This window comes from Desulfosporosinus shakirovi, from assembly GCF_020595055.1.
Taxonomy (GTDB): Bacteria; Bacillota; Desulfitobacteriia; order Desulfitobacteriales; family Desulfitobacteriaceae; genus Desulfosporosinus; species Desulfosporosinus shakirovi.
In genome coordinates, this window is record NZ_JAJDOO010000058.1 from 1 (window position 1) to 16,999 (window position 16,999).

Annotated in this window: 12 protein-coding genes; 11 read left to right on the forward strand and 1 reads right to left on the reverse strand. The window is 40.4% G+C overall.

What is annotated here, in order from left to right; translation table 11 throughout:
• Positions 1–502: 502 nt before the first annotated feature.
• The 6 genes from LJE72_RS24760 to LJE72_RS24785 all read left to right on the forward strand — a co-directional run bounded on the left by LJE72_RS24760 (position 503) and on the right by LJE72_RS24785 (position 8,486).
• The gene (locus tag LJE72_RS24760; protein WP_229250730.1) at positions 503–952 is read left to right on the forward strand and encodes a MarR family winged helix-turn-helix transcriptional regulator; all 450 of its coding nucleotides are present in this window, start codon (positions 503–505) and stop codon (positions 950–952) included.
• Between the two features lie 23 nt (positions 953–975).
• The gene (locus LJE72_RS24765; protein WP_229250732.1) at positions 976–2,703 is read left to right on the forward strand and encodes an ABC transporter ATP-binding protein; all 1,728 of its coding nucleotides are present in this window, start codon (positions 976–978) and stop codon (positions 2,701–2,703) included.
• Positions 2,700–4,592, forward strand: coding sequence for an ABC transporter ATP-binding protein (locus LJE72_RS24770; RefSeq protein WP_229250733.1), 1,893 nt, complete (start codon positions 2,700–2,702; stop codon positions 4,590–4,592). Before LJE72_RS24765 ends, LJE72_RS24770 begins: the two co-directional genes overlap by 4 nt.
• Before the next feature lie 224 nt (positions 4,593–4,816).
• Positions 4,817–5,251 carry a MarR family winged helix-turn-helix transcriptional regulator gene (locus LJE72_RS24775; RefSeq protein ID WP_229250735.1) on the forward strand — a complete coding sequence of 145 codons (435 nt, stop codon included), beginning with the start codon at positions 4,817–4,819 and terminating at the stop codon, positions 5,249–5,251.
• A gap of 94 nt (positions 5,252–5,345) precedes the next feature.
• Entirely contained in the window at positions 5,346–7,358 is a 2,013-nt protein-coding gene (locus tag LJE72_RS24780; protein WP_229250737.1) for an oxidoreductase, read from the forward strand.
• Positions 7,359–7,379: 21 nt separating this feature from the next.
• Positions 7,380–8,486, forward strand: coding sequence for a 4Fe-4S dicluster domain-containing protein (locus tag LJE72_RS24785; RefSeq protein WP_229250738.1), 1,107 nt, complete (start codon positions 7,380–7,382; stop codon positions 8,484–8,486).
• Positions 8,487–8,723: 237 nt separating this feature from the next.
• Here the strand turns inward: LJE72_RS24785 and LJE72_RS24790 are convergent, their stop codons facing one another.
• The gene (locus LJE72_RS24790) at positions 8,724–10,292 is read right to left on the reverse strand and encodes a ClC family H(+)/Cl(-) exchange transporter (RefSeq protein WP_229250739.1); all 1,569 of its coding nucleotides are present in this window, start codon (positions 10,290–10,292) and stop codon (positions 8,724–8,726) included.
• A gap of 268 nt (positions 10,293–10,560) precedes the next feature.
• Here LJE72_RS24790 and LJE72_RS24795 point away from each other — a divergent pair, with 268 nt between their 5' ends.
• From LJE72_RS24795 to LJE72_RS24815, 5 genes are all read left to right on the forward strand, one after another.
• On the forward strand, positions 10,561–11,106 hold the full coding sequence (locus LJE72_RS24795) for an HPP family protein (RefSeq protein WP_229250746.1): 546 nt from the start codon (positions 10,561–10,563) through the stop codon (positions 11,104–11,106).
• A gap of 117 nt (positions 11,107–11,223) precedes the next feature.
• Positions 11,224–11,649: a universal stress protein gene (locus tag LJE72_RS24800; protein ID WP_229250740.1), complete on the forward strand. Its 426-nt coding sequence runs from the start codon at positions 11,224–11,226 to the stop codon at positions 11,647–11,649.
• A gap of 357 nt (positions 11,650–12,006) precedes the next feature.
• Positions 12,007–13,920, forward strand: a complete 1,914-nt coding sequence (locus LJE72_RS24805) for a DNA gyrase/topoisomerase IV subunit B (protein ID WP_229250741.1) — start codon at positions 12,007–12,009, stop codon at positions 13,918–13,920.
• Positions 13,921–13,940: 20 nt separating this feature from the next.
• On the forward strand, positions 13,941–16,361 hold the full coding sequence (gene gyrA / locus LJE72_RS24810; RefSeq protein ID WP_229250743.1) for a DNA gyrase subunit A: 2,421 nt from the start codon (positions 13,941–13,943) through the stop codon (positions 16,359–16,361).
• 104 nt (positions 16,362–16,465) lie between these two features.
• Positions 16,466–16,738 (forward strand): hypothetical protein, encoded by a 273-nt coding sequence (locus LJE72_RS24815; protein WP_229250744.1) that lies wholly within the window; start codon positions 16,466–16,468, stop codon positions 16,736–16,738.
• Positions 16,739–16,999 lie beyond the last annotated feature (261 nt).

Below are 16,999 nucleotides of genomic sequence, written 5' to 3' on the forward strand. Positions count from 1 at the left end.
AGTAACCGATGGTTTTCCCTTTTTTAATTTTGCGAACTTAATTGTACTCTATCGAGGGTATTCTTCTGTATTTTTATTGGATACTCACTGCTTTTCAAGTAAGTGGCATATTGATTAGGCACGGTTTTGATAGGTTCCATTGGTAACGGCCATTGTAGAAATAGTCCATATATAATCTCGAAGTCCTGTTCGAGTCATGAAAAGCGCATAAACGACAACTAAGGTTAATACCCAGCCTGTGGCTTGGTTATAGAAAATTCTTTTGGTTGGAATAATTGGTAATTAGAAAACAAGCACTAATTCCGATTGTTGGAATGAAGCCGTATTTTTCGAGGGACAAATATAGTATCTGTAAAATTATTCAATATCCTAAATGATGAAAGGGTTTCTTTGTTGACTATAGATAATTTTGAGAGTAATATACTTCATGTGCGAAATAAACGTTAACGAAATATTCGTGATGGAAATGTATGTGTGCGAATTGTTTAAGGAGTGAGAAGAAATGGACGATCTTAATGAAAGCACTAAAGTGGCAAACCTTTTTCAGGAAGTAATGGTCCTTTTTAAGCAGAGTATGGGTAAGGCTTTTGAGGATTCAGGAATTACAGCGTTGCAAAGTATGGTGCTTCGAGTGATAAGTATGGAAAAAAAGGTTAAAATAACCGAACTCAGCAGTAAACTTAGCTTGCCTAATAGTACTTTATCAGGGATTCTGGACCGGCTTGAAAGACAAGAAATGGTAGTCAGAGAACGAAGTTTAGAAGACCGGAGAGTCGTCTATGTGAGTATTTCTCCCCACTTTAAGGACCTTCATCAAAAAATGCATCAAAATTTGAAGTCTAATATTGAAAAAGTTTTGAAACAAGGAACCCAAGAAGATCTCAATGAGATTTATAGGGGTCTTAATACCCTGAAAAATCTTTTAAGGGACTCTGGAAAAAACAATCAATAACATTAAATGGCGAGGAGACAGATATGATTAAATTGTTAAAGTTTCTAAAACAATATACTGTACAAATAGCAGTTGTAATTGTACTTCTTTTCTTACAAGTGCTTTCAGATCTCTATTTACCGACCCTAATGGCTGATATTGTTGATATAGGTTTAGCTAACAAAGATGTAAATTATATCATTAAAATTGGTGGTTTCATGCTGCTCATTGCAGCGGGAGGAACTGTATGCGCGATCATCGCGACCTATCTCTCATCAAAGACGGCCGTCGGGTTTGGCAAGATTTTACGCGAAAAGATTTTCACTAAAGTTGAAAGCTTCTCTTTGCATGAGTTCGATAAATTAGGAACTGCCACACTTATTACAAGAACGACAAATGATGTAACTCAGATTCAACAAGTATCTGTTTTGATCCTTAGTATGATGATTACTGCACCTTTAACCTGTATTGGCGGAGTTATTATGGCTTTGCAACAGGATACATCCTTAGCTTGGGTACTTGTAGTTACAATTCCCATACTTTTTGCGATTATCGGTCTAACCTTGAAGAGAGGGTTGCCTTTATTTAAGGTAATGCAGGAAAAGATCGACAGATTAAATCTTGTTCTACGGGAAAAACTTACCGGAATCAGAGTCATACGTGCTTTTAATCGCATCGAAAAAGAAAGAATTCGATTTGATGAGGCCAATGCAGACCTCATGGACAACGCAATCAAGGTCAATTTAATCATGGCTGTCTTAATGCCTGCTATGATGCTAATTATGAACTTAACCACGGTAGCGCTCGTTTGGTTTGGTGCTCTTAGAATCGACGAGGGATCAATGCAAATTGGTTCACTTTTAGCCTTTATTCAATATGCTACTCAAATCTTATTCTCCTTGCTCATGCTGGTAATGTTATTTATTATGGTGCCTCGTGCTCAGGTTTCAGCAGTAAGAATCAATGAAGTCCTGGATACGGATCTAGACATCATTGATCCCGAAAAATTAAAACAAGTGAACGATGAAAGAGGTTTTGTTGAATTTAAGGAGGTTTCCTTTAGATATCCTGGTGCAGATCAACCAGCTCTTAAGAATATAACCTTTAGTGCCAAACCAGGTGAACTGACAGCGATTATTGGAGGTACCGGTTCAGGTAAATCCACATTGATTAATTTAATGACACGTTTCTACGATGTTGAAAGCGGCAGTGTTTTGGTCGATGGAGTCGATGTTCGGGAAATGAGTCAGAAAGCGCTTCGTGCCAAGATCGGTTTCGTTCCTCAAAAAACCGTGCTGTTTTCGGGTACTATTGCTGAAAATATAAAATATGGAAGACAAGATGCTCCTATGGAAGAGATTGAACATGCAGCGCGGGTTGCCCAAGCAACAGAGTTTATCTCTGGGCTGGAAGCAGGCTTTGATCATCCTATTGCCCAGGGCGGGACTAACGTTTCGGGTGGACAGAAGCAACGGCTTTCAATTGCCCGTGCTTTAATCAGAAAAGCTGAGATTTATATTTTTGATGACAGTTTTTCCGCCTTGGATTTTAAAACGGATGCTAAGTTGCGGGCGGCACTTAAACCTGAAATTGCAAACTCTACGGTTTTTATTATTGCTCAAAGTGTCTCAACAGTTAGGGATGCAGATCGAATTATAGTTTTAGATGAGGGCGAGGTATCTGGCATTGGTACGCATAAAGAACTGCTAAATACCTGTAAGGTATATCGAGAGATTGTAGCTTCCCAGCTGTCAGAGGAGGAATTAGCGTGAGCGAAGAACGTAAAGCAGATAAATCTCAAGGGTTTGGTGGAAAGGCAGGAGGCCCGGCAGGATCCCTGGGAAAACCGGTAGAAAAAGCAAAGAATTTTAAGGGGACACTTTTCAGGTTGCTGAAATATTTAAAGCCTCAGAGAAGCAAATTCATTGCAGTGTTTATCTTTGCTCTCCTGAGTACAGTTTTCAGTATTGTGGGACCCAAAGTCATGGGTAAGGCGATCACAAAAATAGGTGAAGGCTTTACGGGTAAAATGATGGCCCAAAAGTTGAATTTGCCTGTTCCGCCAATGGATTTCACGTATATAGGCCAGATCGTGTTAATTCTTTTAGGGTTATATCTTATTAGTGCCGCATTCAGTTATTTGCAACAATATATCATGGCGGGAGTTTCCCAAAAAACCGTTTATAATATGCGTAAGGAAGTTGATGAGAAGCTTTCCCGCTTACCGCTTAAGTTCTTTGATGCCAGAACACATGGCGAAATTTTGAGCCGGGTAACTAATGACTTTGACAATATCTCAACAACTTTGCAGCAAAGTCTTACCCAACTAATAACGTCTATCGCTACTATTATCGGTGTAGTTGTAATGATGCTTTCAATAAGCCCTATATTAACAGTTATTGTTATTTTAACTCTGCCGCTTTATGTTGTAGTGACTATGAATATTGCAAAACACTCTCAGAAACAATTCGCGGCTCAGCAAAAGTCATTGGGAGAACTTAATGGGCATGTCGAAGAAATGTACACTGGGCATAGAATTGTTAAGGCCTTCGGACGTGAAGGTGATTCCATCGAAACCTTTAATTCAATTAATGACAGACTATATACTGCAGGCTATAAAGCACAGTTTATTTCAGGAATAATAATGCCTTTAATGAGACTAGTCAGCAATTTAGGGTATGTGATTGTCAGTGTTGTCGGCGCTCTTTTTGCCATTAATGGTTCGATTACAATTGGTGATATTCTAGCCTTTATTCAGTATTCAAGACAATTCACGATGCCAATCGTTCAGACTGCCAATATAGCTAATATTATTCAATCGACTGTGGCATCGGCAGAGCGTGTGTTTGAACTTCTTGATGAGGTTGAAGAATTACCGGATAGTGCTAATGCTGAAGTTATTGCTTTGCCTAAGGGAGAAGTGAGATTCGAAAATGTAGATTTCAGCTATAAAGAGGAAGAACCGCTGATCAAGAAGGTGAATATTGATGTCAAACAGGGAAATACAATCGCAATCGTTGGACCAACGGGTGCCGGCAAAACAACTCTTGTAAATCTATTAATGCGGTTCTATGAACTAGATGACGGTAAAATCACGATCGATGGAGTTGATATCCGAGATATTAAGCGTGGAGCTTTACGCAGTATGTTTGGCATGGTGCTTCAAGATACCTGGCTCTTTAACGGTACTATTATGGAGAATATAGCCTACGGTCGCGAAGGTGCTACAGAAGAAGAGGTTATGCAAGCAGCCAGAGCGGCTCATGCACATCACTTTATTAAAACATTGCCTGATGGCTACAACACGATCTTGAATGAGGAAGCGTCTAATATTTCTCAGGGTCAAAAACAACTTCTCACAATTGCTCGGGCAATCCTGGCAGATCCTGCAATCTTAATTCTGGATGAAGCCACAAGCAGTGTTGACTCGCGAACTGAGGTTTATATTCAAAGAGCGATGACGGAACTAATGCAAGGAAGAACCAGTTTTGTAATTGCCCATAGACTTTCGACGATTAGAGAGGCAGAATTGATTTTGGTTATGAACAAAGGAAGTATTATTGAAATGGGTAATCATGTTGAGCTTCTTGCAAAGAACGGTTTCTATGCAGATCTTTACAACAGTCAGTTCACCGGAGCGGATCTAAATGACACAGTATAAAAGTGCAGTTGCAAACAATTAGTCCATTATAGATCATTATTCTAAAAAGATGCTGTCAGGGTAAGAGACAGCATCTTTTTTGCTTACAGTCAAAATATCTAAGGAATGAATTAAAATTCATATTGTAAAAAAAAAGAAACTGAGATATAATTTACACATAATCATTTGTGTACAATTAATGATATACAAATAAATGTCTTACCAACAATATTGAGGTGCAATTAGTGAACGAGATTAAGACTAACAGCAGGCCGTCAAAGTATGTCTGCTACAAACTCAGCAGGGTGATGAGAAAGGTCCATCGTTATTACGAAAACAGCTTTTCACAATACGGTATTACTCCTGCTCAATTCTATGTACTTAGTGCAGTGTGGGAAAATGATGGAGTCAAGTTTAAAGACCTTGCTAAAGGCCTGGAGATGGATGGCTCGACTCTCACTTCCATTCTTGACAGGTTAGAACGGCAGGATTTACTCGAGAGGAGAGACGACCCAGAAGACAGGCGTTCACTCTTGGTCTTTCTAACTAAAAAGGCTAAACAGAGCATAGTCGAGATAACCTGTTTGGCTGAAAAGCTTAATCAGGAAATCAAAGGACGTTTTTCGGAAGAAGAGTATGCGGCGTTTGAAAGAGTACTTGAAAAACTATCTCAGGAATAAATTTTTTTAAAATTAAGTGTGAGAATATTCGATTATTTATTAGGCGTAATTTAATTCTTGCGAAAGAAATATTAATTAAGAGGAGGGCTTTATAATGTCAATTCTTTTTTCTCCCGCTAAGATAGGCACACTCCAACTTCGCAATCGTCTGGTGATGACACCTATGCATTTAGGGTATAGTCCTAAAGGAGAGGTTAATGACCAGCTAATCGAGTTTTATCGAGCGCGAGCTCGAGGCGGGGTTGGATTAATTATTGTTGGTGGGTGCGGCATCGACAGGATTGGAAATGCATTTGGAATGACTCAAATTGATGATGACCGTTACATTCCGGGATTGCGTCAATTAGTTGATGCGGTACATACTGAGGGTGCAAAAATTGTACCTCAGCTTTATCAAGCCGGGCGATATACACATTCTGCCCTTACTGGTAAGGCATCCGTGGCTCCTTCTCCAATCCCTTCTAAATTAACAGGGCAGACCCCTGAAGAGCTAACCGAGGAAAAGATTAAAGAAGTAATAGATTCATTTAGCAACGCTGCAAAAAGAGCCCAAACAGCAGGATTTGACGGTGTGGAGATTTTAGCGAGTGCCGGCTATCTTATATCCCAATTTCTTTCTCCTGTTACTAATCAACGTACAGATCGTTATGGTGGAGACCTTGAAGCTCGGATGACCTTTGGACTCGAGGTAGCAGAGGGAATTCGTAAAACAGTCGGACCTGACTTTCCCATTATTGTTAGGGTTGCTGGGAATGACTTTGTTCCAGGCAGCAACACGAATACAGAATCACGTGCCTTTTGCCAAGCCCTCGAAAGGGTTGGAGTTAATGCAATCAATGTAACTGGGGGATGGCATGAAACTCAAGTTCCTCAGATTACCATGAATGTTCCCCCGGGAGCTTATGCTTACCTCGCTCATGGCATTAAACAGGTGGTTTGTATTCCTGTAATAGCGTGTAATCGGATAAACACGTCTGAATTGGCTGAGAACATTTTAGAAGAGGGACTGGCAGACTTTACCGGTATGGCCCGACCATTGCTAGCGGATCCCGAACTGCCGAATAAAGCCATGAACGGTGAGATAGATAACATTCGTCCGTGTATAGGGTGTAATCAAGGGTGCTTAGACAATATATTTCGCCTTAGACCAGTCAGCTGTTTAGTAAATGCTGAAGTCGGACGAGAGTTCGAACTAGGTCCAATCCCGCAATCTGCTCAAACTCAGAAAGTACTGGTCATTGGGGCTGGATGCGCAGGAATGGAGTTTGCACGTGTCGCAACACTTAGGGGTCATAAGGTAACTATTTGGGAAGAGAGTGGACAGACGGGGGGACAATTAGCCTTAGCCGCAGCTCCCCCGGACCGACAAGACTTCGGGTACTTAGCAAATTACTTGGCCATTGCTTGCCAGAAACTTGGAGTAGCAATTCAATACAACGTCAAGGCTACCTCAGATATGATTTTGACCGCTGTACAGCAGGAAGGGTATAATAGGGCAGTAATTGCTACTGGAGCCCGACCCATTATGCCGTCTATCAAAATAGAAGAAGGAGTCAGGGTGCTTCAGGCTTGGGATGTATTATTAGGTCGTGAAAAAACAGGGCAGAACGTTATTATTGTTGGCGGTGGAGCTGTTGGGGTGGATACTGCTCTGCTTCTGGCAGAAGCTGGCACACTGAATAGTGAAACCTTACGTTTTCTCATGTTACAACACGCAGAAACTGATCAAGAACTCTATCGCTTGTTGACACAAGGAAGTAAAAAGATTACTGTTTTAGAGATGGCCAAAGGAATTGGACGAGATATCGGTGCTAGTACCCGCTGGTCTATGTTGGCTGATTTAAAACGCCACAAGGTTAATTGTTTGGACAATCATACTGTGCTCGAAATTCGTGCGGATGGAGTATTAGTGGAGAGCACCGATGACAGTATTCAAAAAGTTATTCCGGCAGATACCGTCGTTTTAGCTATAGGTTCCTGTTCACAGAATGAACTCTATAATAATCTGCAAGGTAAGTTAGAGAATTTAAGCATTATCGGAGATGCGGCAAAACCGCGCAAAGTCCTCAATGCTATTCATGAGGCTTATGCTGAGGGGATCAAGTAGTGAAAGAGGGGGCTATAAACCTTGGGCCATATTATTAATGCTAAAGAAGAGATATACTTTGCACTAGCTGAACGCTTAAGTAAGACTCCGGAAGGAGCACCAATCAACGATCATCTCATGGAAATTCTCCATCGTCTTTATACGGAAAGCGAAGCTTTAGTGGGCAGCAAATTCTCGTTCATACCGATGCCTTTGAGCAAGATCTCGTCTCTTTCCGGCATTGAAGAATCAGAATTGAAAGTAATACTAGATAGAATGTCAGACAAAGGGTTGGTATTAGACATTCCGCGTAAGGATACCTTCTATTATATGTTAGCCCCGATGTTAGTCGGTTTCTTTGAATACACTTTTATGCGGACGGGGGATAATGTTAACTTAAAAGAGTTGGCAGAGTTATTCGAAACCTACTTTCACAGCCCAAGTGTTATGAAAGAAATTGCAGGTGTGGATACCAAAGTCATGAGAACCCTGATTTATGAAAATGTTATACCTTTGGCAGTTGAAACTGAAGTTTTAGACTATGAGAAGGCTGCGGAAGTTATCCGGAAGTCCGGCGGTGGTGCTATCAGCATATGCGCTTGTCGACATGAAGCATCTCATCTCGGTACAGCCTGTGATGCACCAACAGAAGTCTGTATGTCCCTTGGAGGGGCATCCGAATGGATAATACGCAAAGGTCTAGGCAAGCCAGCATCTGTCGATGACCTGTTGAAGGTACTTAAGCAAACTCAGGAACTGGGTTTAGTGCATCTGTGTGATAACGTGCTGAATAAACCGACCTACATTTGTAACTGCTGTGGTTGTTGTTGCAAAGTTCTCCGCGGAATCAATGAACAACAAGTCTTTGCCACTCATCCTAGTAACTTCATGCCTCTCCTAGAATCAGACGATTGCCTCGGCTGTGGCATTTGCGCTGAAAAGTGCCAAATTCATGCAATTACTATGTCAGACAGAGAAGATGGAAGCGAAATTCCCGTTGTGAATAATGAGGTCTGTATTGGTTGTGGAGTGTGTTCTGCTGCTTGTCCGAGCGGATCACTGACCATGTCTCGCCGATCAGCGTTGTCGGTACCCCCGGAAAACGTCAGGGAAAAATTTAAACGAATGGCTTTAGAGAAAGGCCGATAAATGAAAAAATTTCTTTATAAGTCTTAAAAAAAGAAGTCGCTTAAAACAGGGGATGTAACGAAACTTGTTTTCCAGTTTATTACATCCCCACTCTATTTGTAATCCCCTGATATATTGGAGGACTGTTCACCACTTCAAAGGTGTACAGTCCTCTATTTTGGGATAACGCACCACCAGTTTGAAAAAATCTCAAGTTTCGTTACGACCCCTGTTTTTCATTTGAGTTTCGGGATTAGATCAAGGCATATTACTTAATTCCATTGCGAGTGAGCAAAAGGATTGTTCAATATCAGTTGCCTGGTTCTTGTCGACTAGAGCGAAGATATGGTCTCCCGCATAAATTTTCGTATCTCCCAGGGGAATTATTTCTTGATCTCCTCGTTTAATGTTTACTAACAAACAATGTTTAGGCCAAATAATAAATTTAACACTTTTGCCGCTAATTTCAGACCCTAAACAAACGACAGTCTCGATAAGGATCATAGTATCTTTTTCGTCCATGGGGCTGTGTTTTTTCATTAAAATGCGATCATAAAGTGCTTCATAAATTGGTTTGGTTTTTAATAAGTCACTGGCAAGATAAGCCACAGTAGAAACAGTTATGAGCGCCCATAAGTGACTAAAGGAGCCGGTCATTTCTGTAATAAGTATACTTCCGGTAATGGGTGCCTTTACAACCGCTGTAAAGTAAGCGGCCATAGCGAAGATAATAAAATTATTACTGTAATGTGAGCTAACGTGGAAGAGATTTACGATCAGATCGTTATATATATTTCCTGTCAATGCGCCGATCACTAAGATGGGTAAAAATATCCCCCCTGGAACCCCTGAACCATAGCTGATTAAAGTGAAAAAGAACTTTACTAATACTAAAAGAACCAGAAAGCTTATGGGAAAATAATTTTGGTTTAAAGAGTCTATTAACTGATTACCTCCGCCAAGCACTTCAGGTAAAATAAATCCCAATAATCCGGCGATCAATAGTGGAATTGCAATTATTATTGTGTTGGGAATACCAACTAATTTATCCTTATATTCGAGGGTTTTCATTAATGAGCGGTTGAAAAGACCGCCGAACAGGCCGATTATCAAACCTAGTCCAATTAAGTATAAGTAGTAGTTAACGGGTAAAATCGGGATTTCAGGAAAATCAAAGGCTGAAGATGACCCATAGAAAAGTTTCGTAATAAAGTCTGCCGAAAGGGAGGCCGCAACAGTAGACATTAAAATAGCTGGGGAAAAGTTTTTGTTAAGTTCTTCCATTGCAAAAATAACACCAGATAGAGGTGCGTTGAAGGCAGCCGCCAGACCCGCACTTGCTCCGCTGGTTATTAAAAACTTTTCCTCAATTTTTAATCGACCTAAAATTCGACTTACACCTTGACCTACTGTAGCTCCTATTTGCACAGAAGGCCCTTCACGTCCTAAAGATAAACCAGCACCAATGGCAATTATACCGCCGACGAACTTAAGCAAAAGAACTTTTAACCATTTCATTTTTAGATGACCTGTTAAAACGCCTTTGACTTGCGGAATACCGCTGCCGCTTACAAGGGGTTCATTCTTGACAATTAGATTTAATATGAATGCAATAAGACCAAGTCCAAGAATTAAGAAGATAATCTTGACACTGTACATATTTGCTGAGTAGTAAATAGATTCTCTTAATGACTCTGCGCGTTCCAAACAGTATCTAAAAGCTACAATTATTAGGCCGGAAAAAAGTCCAATAATTATTCCTTCAAAAAAAACCTTAAGTTTAAAGTCACGCCAATGAATTAAATGGTCGAATGTCTTACTCGTCAAACTATTACCTCCGTTAATTATTTCACAATATCATCTATATAAATGTCAAAATTATAGTTTGTTTTACAAAATTATAACGTAAATTACTCGCGAAAGTAAAGTATATTCTTAATTGAAGGTCGTACAAGAATATAAAGTGTGATACTGTTCACAGCTTCCCGACTGAGACCGAGTTATTATTAGATATATTTATTTAAGAGGGGAGCGAGTCAAAATGGATGAATTGAGAAAATCGGAAAAAAATGCAGATCCGCATGATCCAAGAAATATGCATGCCTTAATACCTAAAATACAATCCCTGCTGATAAGGTACATATGCAAAATGAAAGGCTACAAAAGGACAACTCCCCTTGTGTCTCCACCACCGATAGACGTAATCATTACATGCCTAGGTGCTTTTCTTGGGATACTAGCAATAGCTTTGTTTGCTCAAAAGTTTAACCTTTCTGTTGTGGCGTCGTTTGGCGCATCCGCTGTTCTAATTTATGGTGTTCCTGATGCTCCAATGGCCCAACCCCGTAATGTTATCTTTGGACATACTCTTTCAGCTGCAGCGGGCGTTGCAACGTTTCTGATGTTTGGGTTAACTTGGTGGTCACCTGCATTAGGCACCGCTCTTGCTTTAGTCGTTATGCTTCTTACAAAGACAACTCATCCGCCAGGGGGAGCAACAGCATTATTTGCCATCTTGAGTCAAGCCCAACCGAGCTATATTTTGACGCCGATTATGTCTGGCGCCGTAATACTGGTAATAATCGGACTTCTTGTCAATAACTTGTCTCCCAATAGGCACTACCCCAGGTATTGGTACTAACTTAAGATTAATACATCGAGAGTGGAATGCCCTGAATTTAGAGTCCTGTTAGGGAGCTGAGGCTAAAGCTGAAGCTGAAGCTTTAAATATTAAGGACCATTGAACGGAGGATAATATATGTTTAAAAATATTTTAGTGCCAACCGATGCTTCCGAAGCTGCAAAACGTGCTTTAATATTAGCCTTAGATTTAGCAAAGAAGTTTGATTCTCGAATTCTCCTTCTTCATGTGGTGTATACACCAGAGGCTTTGGGGTATACACTTTCAAATGGAATTTCTGTACCCCAGGAAGAAATCAGTATTTATGGGATTGAGGCTTTAGCTGCAACTCTTGCAGGGATTGATATTGGAACAGTTAAGCTTGAGAAGAAACAAAAACCTGGGCATACAGCAAATGCCATTCTGGAAGAGGCCAAGAGCGGACACATTGACCTTGTTGTTATGGGAAACCGCGGGTACGGACCGATTGCAGGATCTATGCTGGGGAGCGTTAGCCAACGAATATTAAGCAAAGCGGAATGTCCGGTTATGATTGTAAAGTAGTGTTTCGAATCTAGTGGTGAGTATATGATTTTACATTTGCGTGTGTAAATTCCTAAATAAAATACTTATGGTATAATTAATAAAGTGATGATAGAGAAAAGGCGAAGTAGAGAGAGACTGAAAAAACAATTCAACATATGTCATCTCGAAAGGGGTGGCTTTTTGTTTGAAATAAACTATATCTAGACAAGAAGGACAAGCAAGTGATAATGTACTTGTTGGCGGATAATCGTTTATACTATCCGTGATAATACTTAATTAATTGCTAAATCGTATATTAATTATTCACAGATGGATATTACAAATTTAGCAGCTATTTCAGTATCAAATTAATATCTTTAAGGATGTGAACCGTTCTTGTCAGCAAAGCAATATAATGCAGAATCTATCCAGGTCTTAGAAGGACTGGAGGCAGTCCGAAAACGACCTGGCATGTATATTGGTTCCACGGGAAGCAGAGGGCTTCATCATCTGGCTTATGAAATCATTGACAACGCAATTGATGAGGCTGGGGCAGGTTTTTGTGATCGTATCGCTGTTACTATTAATATAGATGGATCGATAACCATTGAGGATAATGGACGCGGAATTCCGGTTGACATACATCCGGATAAGAAAATTGCGGCTGTGCGGTTGGCCTTTGAAACCCTTCATGCCGGGGGGAAATTTAATGGGGAAACCTACAAAACTTCCGGAGGATTACATGGCGTCGGAGCAAGCGTGGTCAATGCCCTATGCGTTTATGTCACAGTTGACATAAAACGGAATGGAAAACTATATCGTGTTGAGTATATCAATGGGGGACAACTAAAGTCCGATTTACATAAGGTAGGGAAAAATACTCAAGGTACAGGAACAACTGTTACGTTTAAACCTGATTCACTTATCTTCAAAGAAACAACTGTTTTCAAATATGACACGCTGAGAAGTCGTTTAATGGAACTCTCTTTTCTCAACAGCGGACTAACAATTATTCTGAATGATCAGCGTGGAGAAACAAGATCAGAAACCTTTTCTTCTAAAAATGGAGTCATTGGCTTTGTGGAACATTTAATCAAGGAATCAAGCTTCTCCCCAGTACATAAGAAGGCCATCTATTTTAATGGAGAAAAAGACGATGTAATTGTAGAATGTGCTATTCAATATAATGACGGGGATGATGAATCTCTGCATTCTTATGTTAACAATATCCCTACCGATGAGGGAGGAACTCATGAGTCAGGCTTCCGAACTGCGTTAACTAAAGTTTTTAATAATTACGCACGTAAAAATAATCTCTTTAAAAAAGATGAAAATCTTATTGGGGATGACCTGAAAGATGGCTTAACATGCGTACTGTCCCTCAAGGTTAGAGACCCTCAATTTGAGGGACAGACCAAGACCAAACTTTCCAACATGGAAATTGAGGGGATTGTGCAGTCCTTAACCAATGAGGGGATCAGCCAATTCTTTGAGAATAACTCTTCGATAGCTAAAGATGTTATCAATCGCACTTTAACAACCTGCCTTATAAGACTGGCGGCGAAGAAAGCTAAAGAACTTAAGAAGAAAGCTCGAGATGCTGAGGTTAAGGCACTAAGTGGTAAACTTGCGGCCTGCAGCGGGAAGGACAAAGCCCGCAATGAACTTTTCCTAGTCGAGGGAGACAGTGCCGGCGGGTCTGCTAAAATGGGACGTGATCGGCGGTTTCAGGCCATTCTTCCTCTGAGAGGAAAAGTCATTAACACTTATCGTGCTAAGATAGACAAGGTTTTAGAAAACGAAGAAATCAGGAGCATCATCACCGCGGTTGGCGCGGGAATCGGCAAAGAATTTGATTTAGAGAAGGGCAATTATGCACGTGTATGTATCATGACTGATGCTGACATCGATGGTGCGCATATTCGCTGCCTGTTGTTGACTTTCTTCTATCGATATATGAAACCGCTTATTCTAGGCGGAAGGGTCTTTATCGCCCAATCTCCCTTATATAAAGTGGAGAAGGAACGAGGCAAGATTATCCGTTATGCTTTTGATGACAATGAATTAAAAAAAGAACTAAAGGAACTGGGAAAAACGGCGAAGATATCACGTTATAAAGGACTTGGCGAAATGAATCCTGAACAGCTTTGGGAAACAACCCTGAATCCAGTTAATAGGCGCATGATTCAGGTGACGATAGATGATACTCTAGAAGCGGAGCGAAAGCTTAGAATTCTGATGAGTGAGCAAGTTGAACCAAGGCGTGAATTTATGATGGAAAATATCGTTTTTACCGACGATGATATGTAGAGTTTTAGGGGGAGTACCCAATGAGTATAACAGAAGACAATATCATTCAGCGTCCGCTTGAGGATGTCTTACCAGAAGCCTTTTTAGGCTATTCTAAACACGTTATTTTACAGCGGGCTGTTCCGGATGTCAGGGACGGGCTCAAACCGGTTCATCGCAGAATCCTATTTTCTATGGACGAAATTGGAATGCACACTGATAAACCCTATAGTAAGTCAGCCCGACTAGTGGGGGACTGTATGGGGAAATACCACCCTCATGGTGACTCGTCAATTTATGAATCTGCAGTTCGCATGGCACAACCTTGGGCAACCCGATACCCTATGGTAGATGGTCAGGGGAATTTTGGCTCAATTGATGGGGACAATGCAGCTGCTATGCGTTACACGGAAATGAGAATGACGCATCTATCCCAGCTCATGACCCAAGATATAGAGAAAAACACGGTTCTTTTTAAAGAAAATTATGATCAAAGACTCAAAGAACCTGTTGTACTGCCAAGCCCTTTCCCTAACCTTTTAGTAAACGGTGGATCAGGGATTGCTGTTGGTATGATGTCTAATATACCTCCCCATAATTTGCGAGAAGTCATTGCAGGCGTCATACATCAAATAGATAACCCGCAAGTCACGGTGGATGAACTCATGGAAAAGGTAAGTGGTCCGGATTTCCCAACGGGTGGATTGATTATCGGTACTGAGGGCATTGTTAATGCCTATAAAACAGGTCGCGGAAAAGTGACGATGCGTGGTAAAGCAATGATTGAGCAAAGTAAAAATGGCAAAAGCTCAATCCTAATTACCGAGATTCCATATCAAGTTAACAAATCAACATTAGCTGCCAAGATTGAAACCCTGGCAGATATAGGTAAGATAGAGGGAATTAGTGAGGTCAGGGATGAGTCGGACCGAGAGGGAATTCGGCTTGTTGTCGAATGCCGCAAAGAGGCCGACCCATTGAGAATCTTACGACTTCTTTATAAACACACCCAATTGGAAGATACATTTGGAATCATTAACTTAGTTATTACAGCCGAAGGCACTCCGAAGGTTCTAGGTTTAAAAGAGATTAATGCGGCTTTTATTAAACATCGAACAATCGTTATTACAAAACGTACAGAATATGATTTGGAGAAGGCTCGTTTAAAGGCTCACATCCTAGAAGGATTAGTTATTGCTATCAATAATCTGGATGAAGTTATTGCCCTTATTCGTGCCAGTAAAACCCCTTCATTAGCTAAGGCTTCACTTATTACCCGTTTCGAACTGTCTGAGATCCAAGCTCAAGCCATTTTAGACATGAAGCTTCAACATTTGACGAACTTCGAATTAGATGGAATTATAAAGGAACATGCAGAGGCTTTAAAACTTATTGCATATTTAGAGAGTATCTTGGCTGATGTTAATAAAGTATATGAGATTATTAAAAAAGAACTTAAAGACATTGCTGACAAATATGGAGATGATCGCCGAACTTTCATTTTGCCCGAGGAAATGAGGGAGCAGATGGACCTGAGTTCCTTTGAAGAACCTGAAAGTTTGTTTCAAGTCATGCTTACAACCAATGGATTTATTAAACGGATCCCGCTCCAAACGAGAAACAAGAAAGATAACTCACTTGTTTGTTCTTTTAAGGATGGAGATATCTTAAAAGAGAGGATAACCTGTACTAACAAGGATATTTTATATTTTTTCACTCAGTCAGGTAAGTTTTACACTATTAATGCAAAAACAGTCCCTGAAGCAAAGAATAAAGACAAAGGGGGACCGCTGACTAACCTTTTTACATTGCCAATAGGAGAAAATGTGATTTCTACCCTTCCCCTTAAAGATGCATCAGAACAGTTATGCTTTGTTTTTGTCACCAAGGATGGACAGGTTATGCGGAGTCCGGTGAGTGATTTCATAAATGCTCGCTCTTCAGAAGCCATGGGGCTTAAAGATGAAGATGTTATTATTAAAGTGTTCCTCAGCGATGGCGGGGGCGAATTATTCTTGACCACCTATAAAGGCCAAGGGATTCGTTTTCAAGAAACGGAAATCAATACCATGGGCCGAAAATCACGCGGTGTTAAAGGAATGACTTTAGGGAATGAAGATTGGATTGTTGACGCATTGATATTAACTGATTCGGAAGAATATCCTCTCGGAGATTTAGTGACGGTTACACAACGAGGATTCTTAAAACGGACAAGCTTAGAAGAATACAAACCCCAAGGCCGTGCAGGAAAGGGGATCGCCATTGGCAAGGTTGACCCGGTTGGTACGGGTTTTATTATTGGAGTCATGCAAGTGAAAGATGATGACATATTAAACGTTATTCAACTCAGCGGAATGGTCACCAAACTTGAGATGAAAAACATTAAAACAGAGTCCCGGGTAAAAGCCGGAACGCAACGGATCCCTGTTTTACTAAGTGATTACACAGTCGGAATAATATAGGGAAGATAATCAATTTTACCTCCTGCGGTAAGCTCGATTGAATAATGGAGTGAATGAAGCAACATAATATGATTAAAGCGAGCTTAAGTGGGAGGTATATAGAAATGGAGATTACTGAAGTTATAGTTGAGGGGTCTGGATTTGATAAGGAATATAACTTTAACAATTACGCTTTAACTCTAGTCTTTAAAAATAATATGACAGAAAAAACAGTGAGGGCAAATCTGCGTTATTATCCTTCAGAAAAGGAATGGGATCTTAATCCAATCTTTTACGAGTACACAAAAGATGAAAAACAAGCTATGATTGAGCAAATAATCCATGATGACAACTTTAAATCAGCGTTCCAAAACACAGATAACTATTTGGATCACTAGGTCAACCACCGTCAGACACGCAACCTCATAACTATATCGAGGGAAATATTATTGTTGCCAAATAGTTGATCAAAAACAGTTGACATCAAACAATGAAAGTGGTATTATAACTGAGCGCCACGAAGATGGGTAGTGGTTAACAAGTAGAAGATTGAATGCTTGGACTTGTCAGCCAAGGTAATGACAACTTAGGTGTTGACAACATAAGTTGAAAATGCTAAGATATGGTTCCGGCCTAAACAGCCAAAGAAAATGATGGTC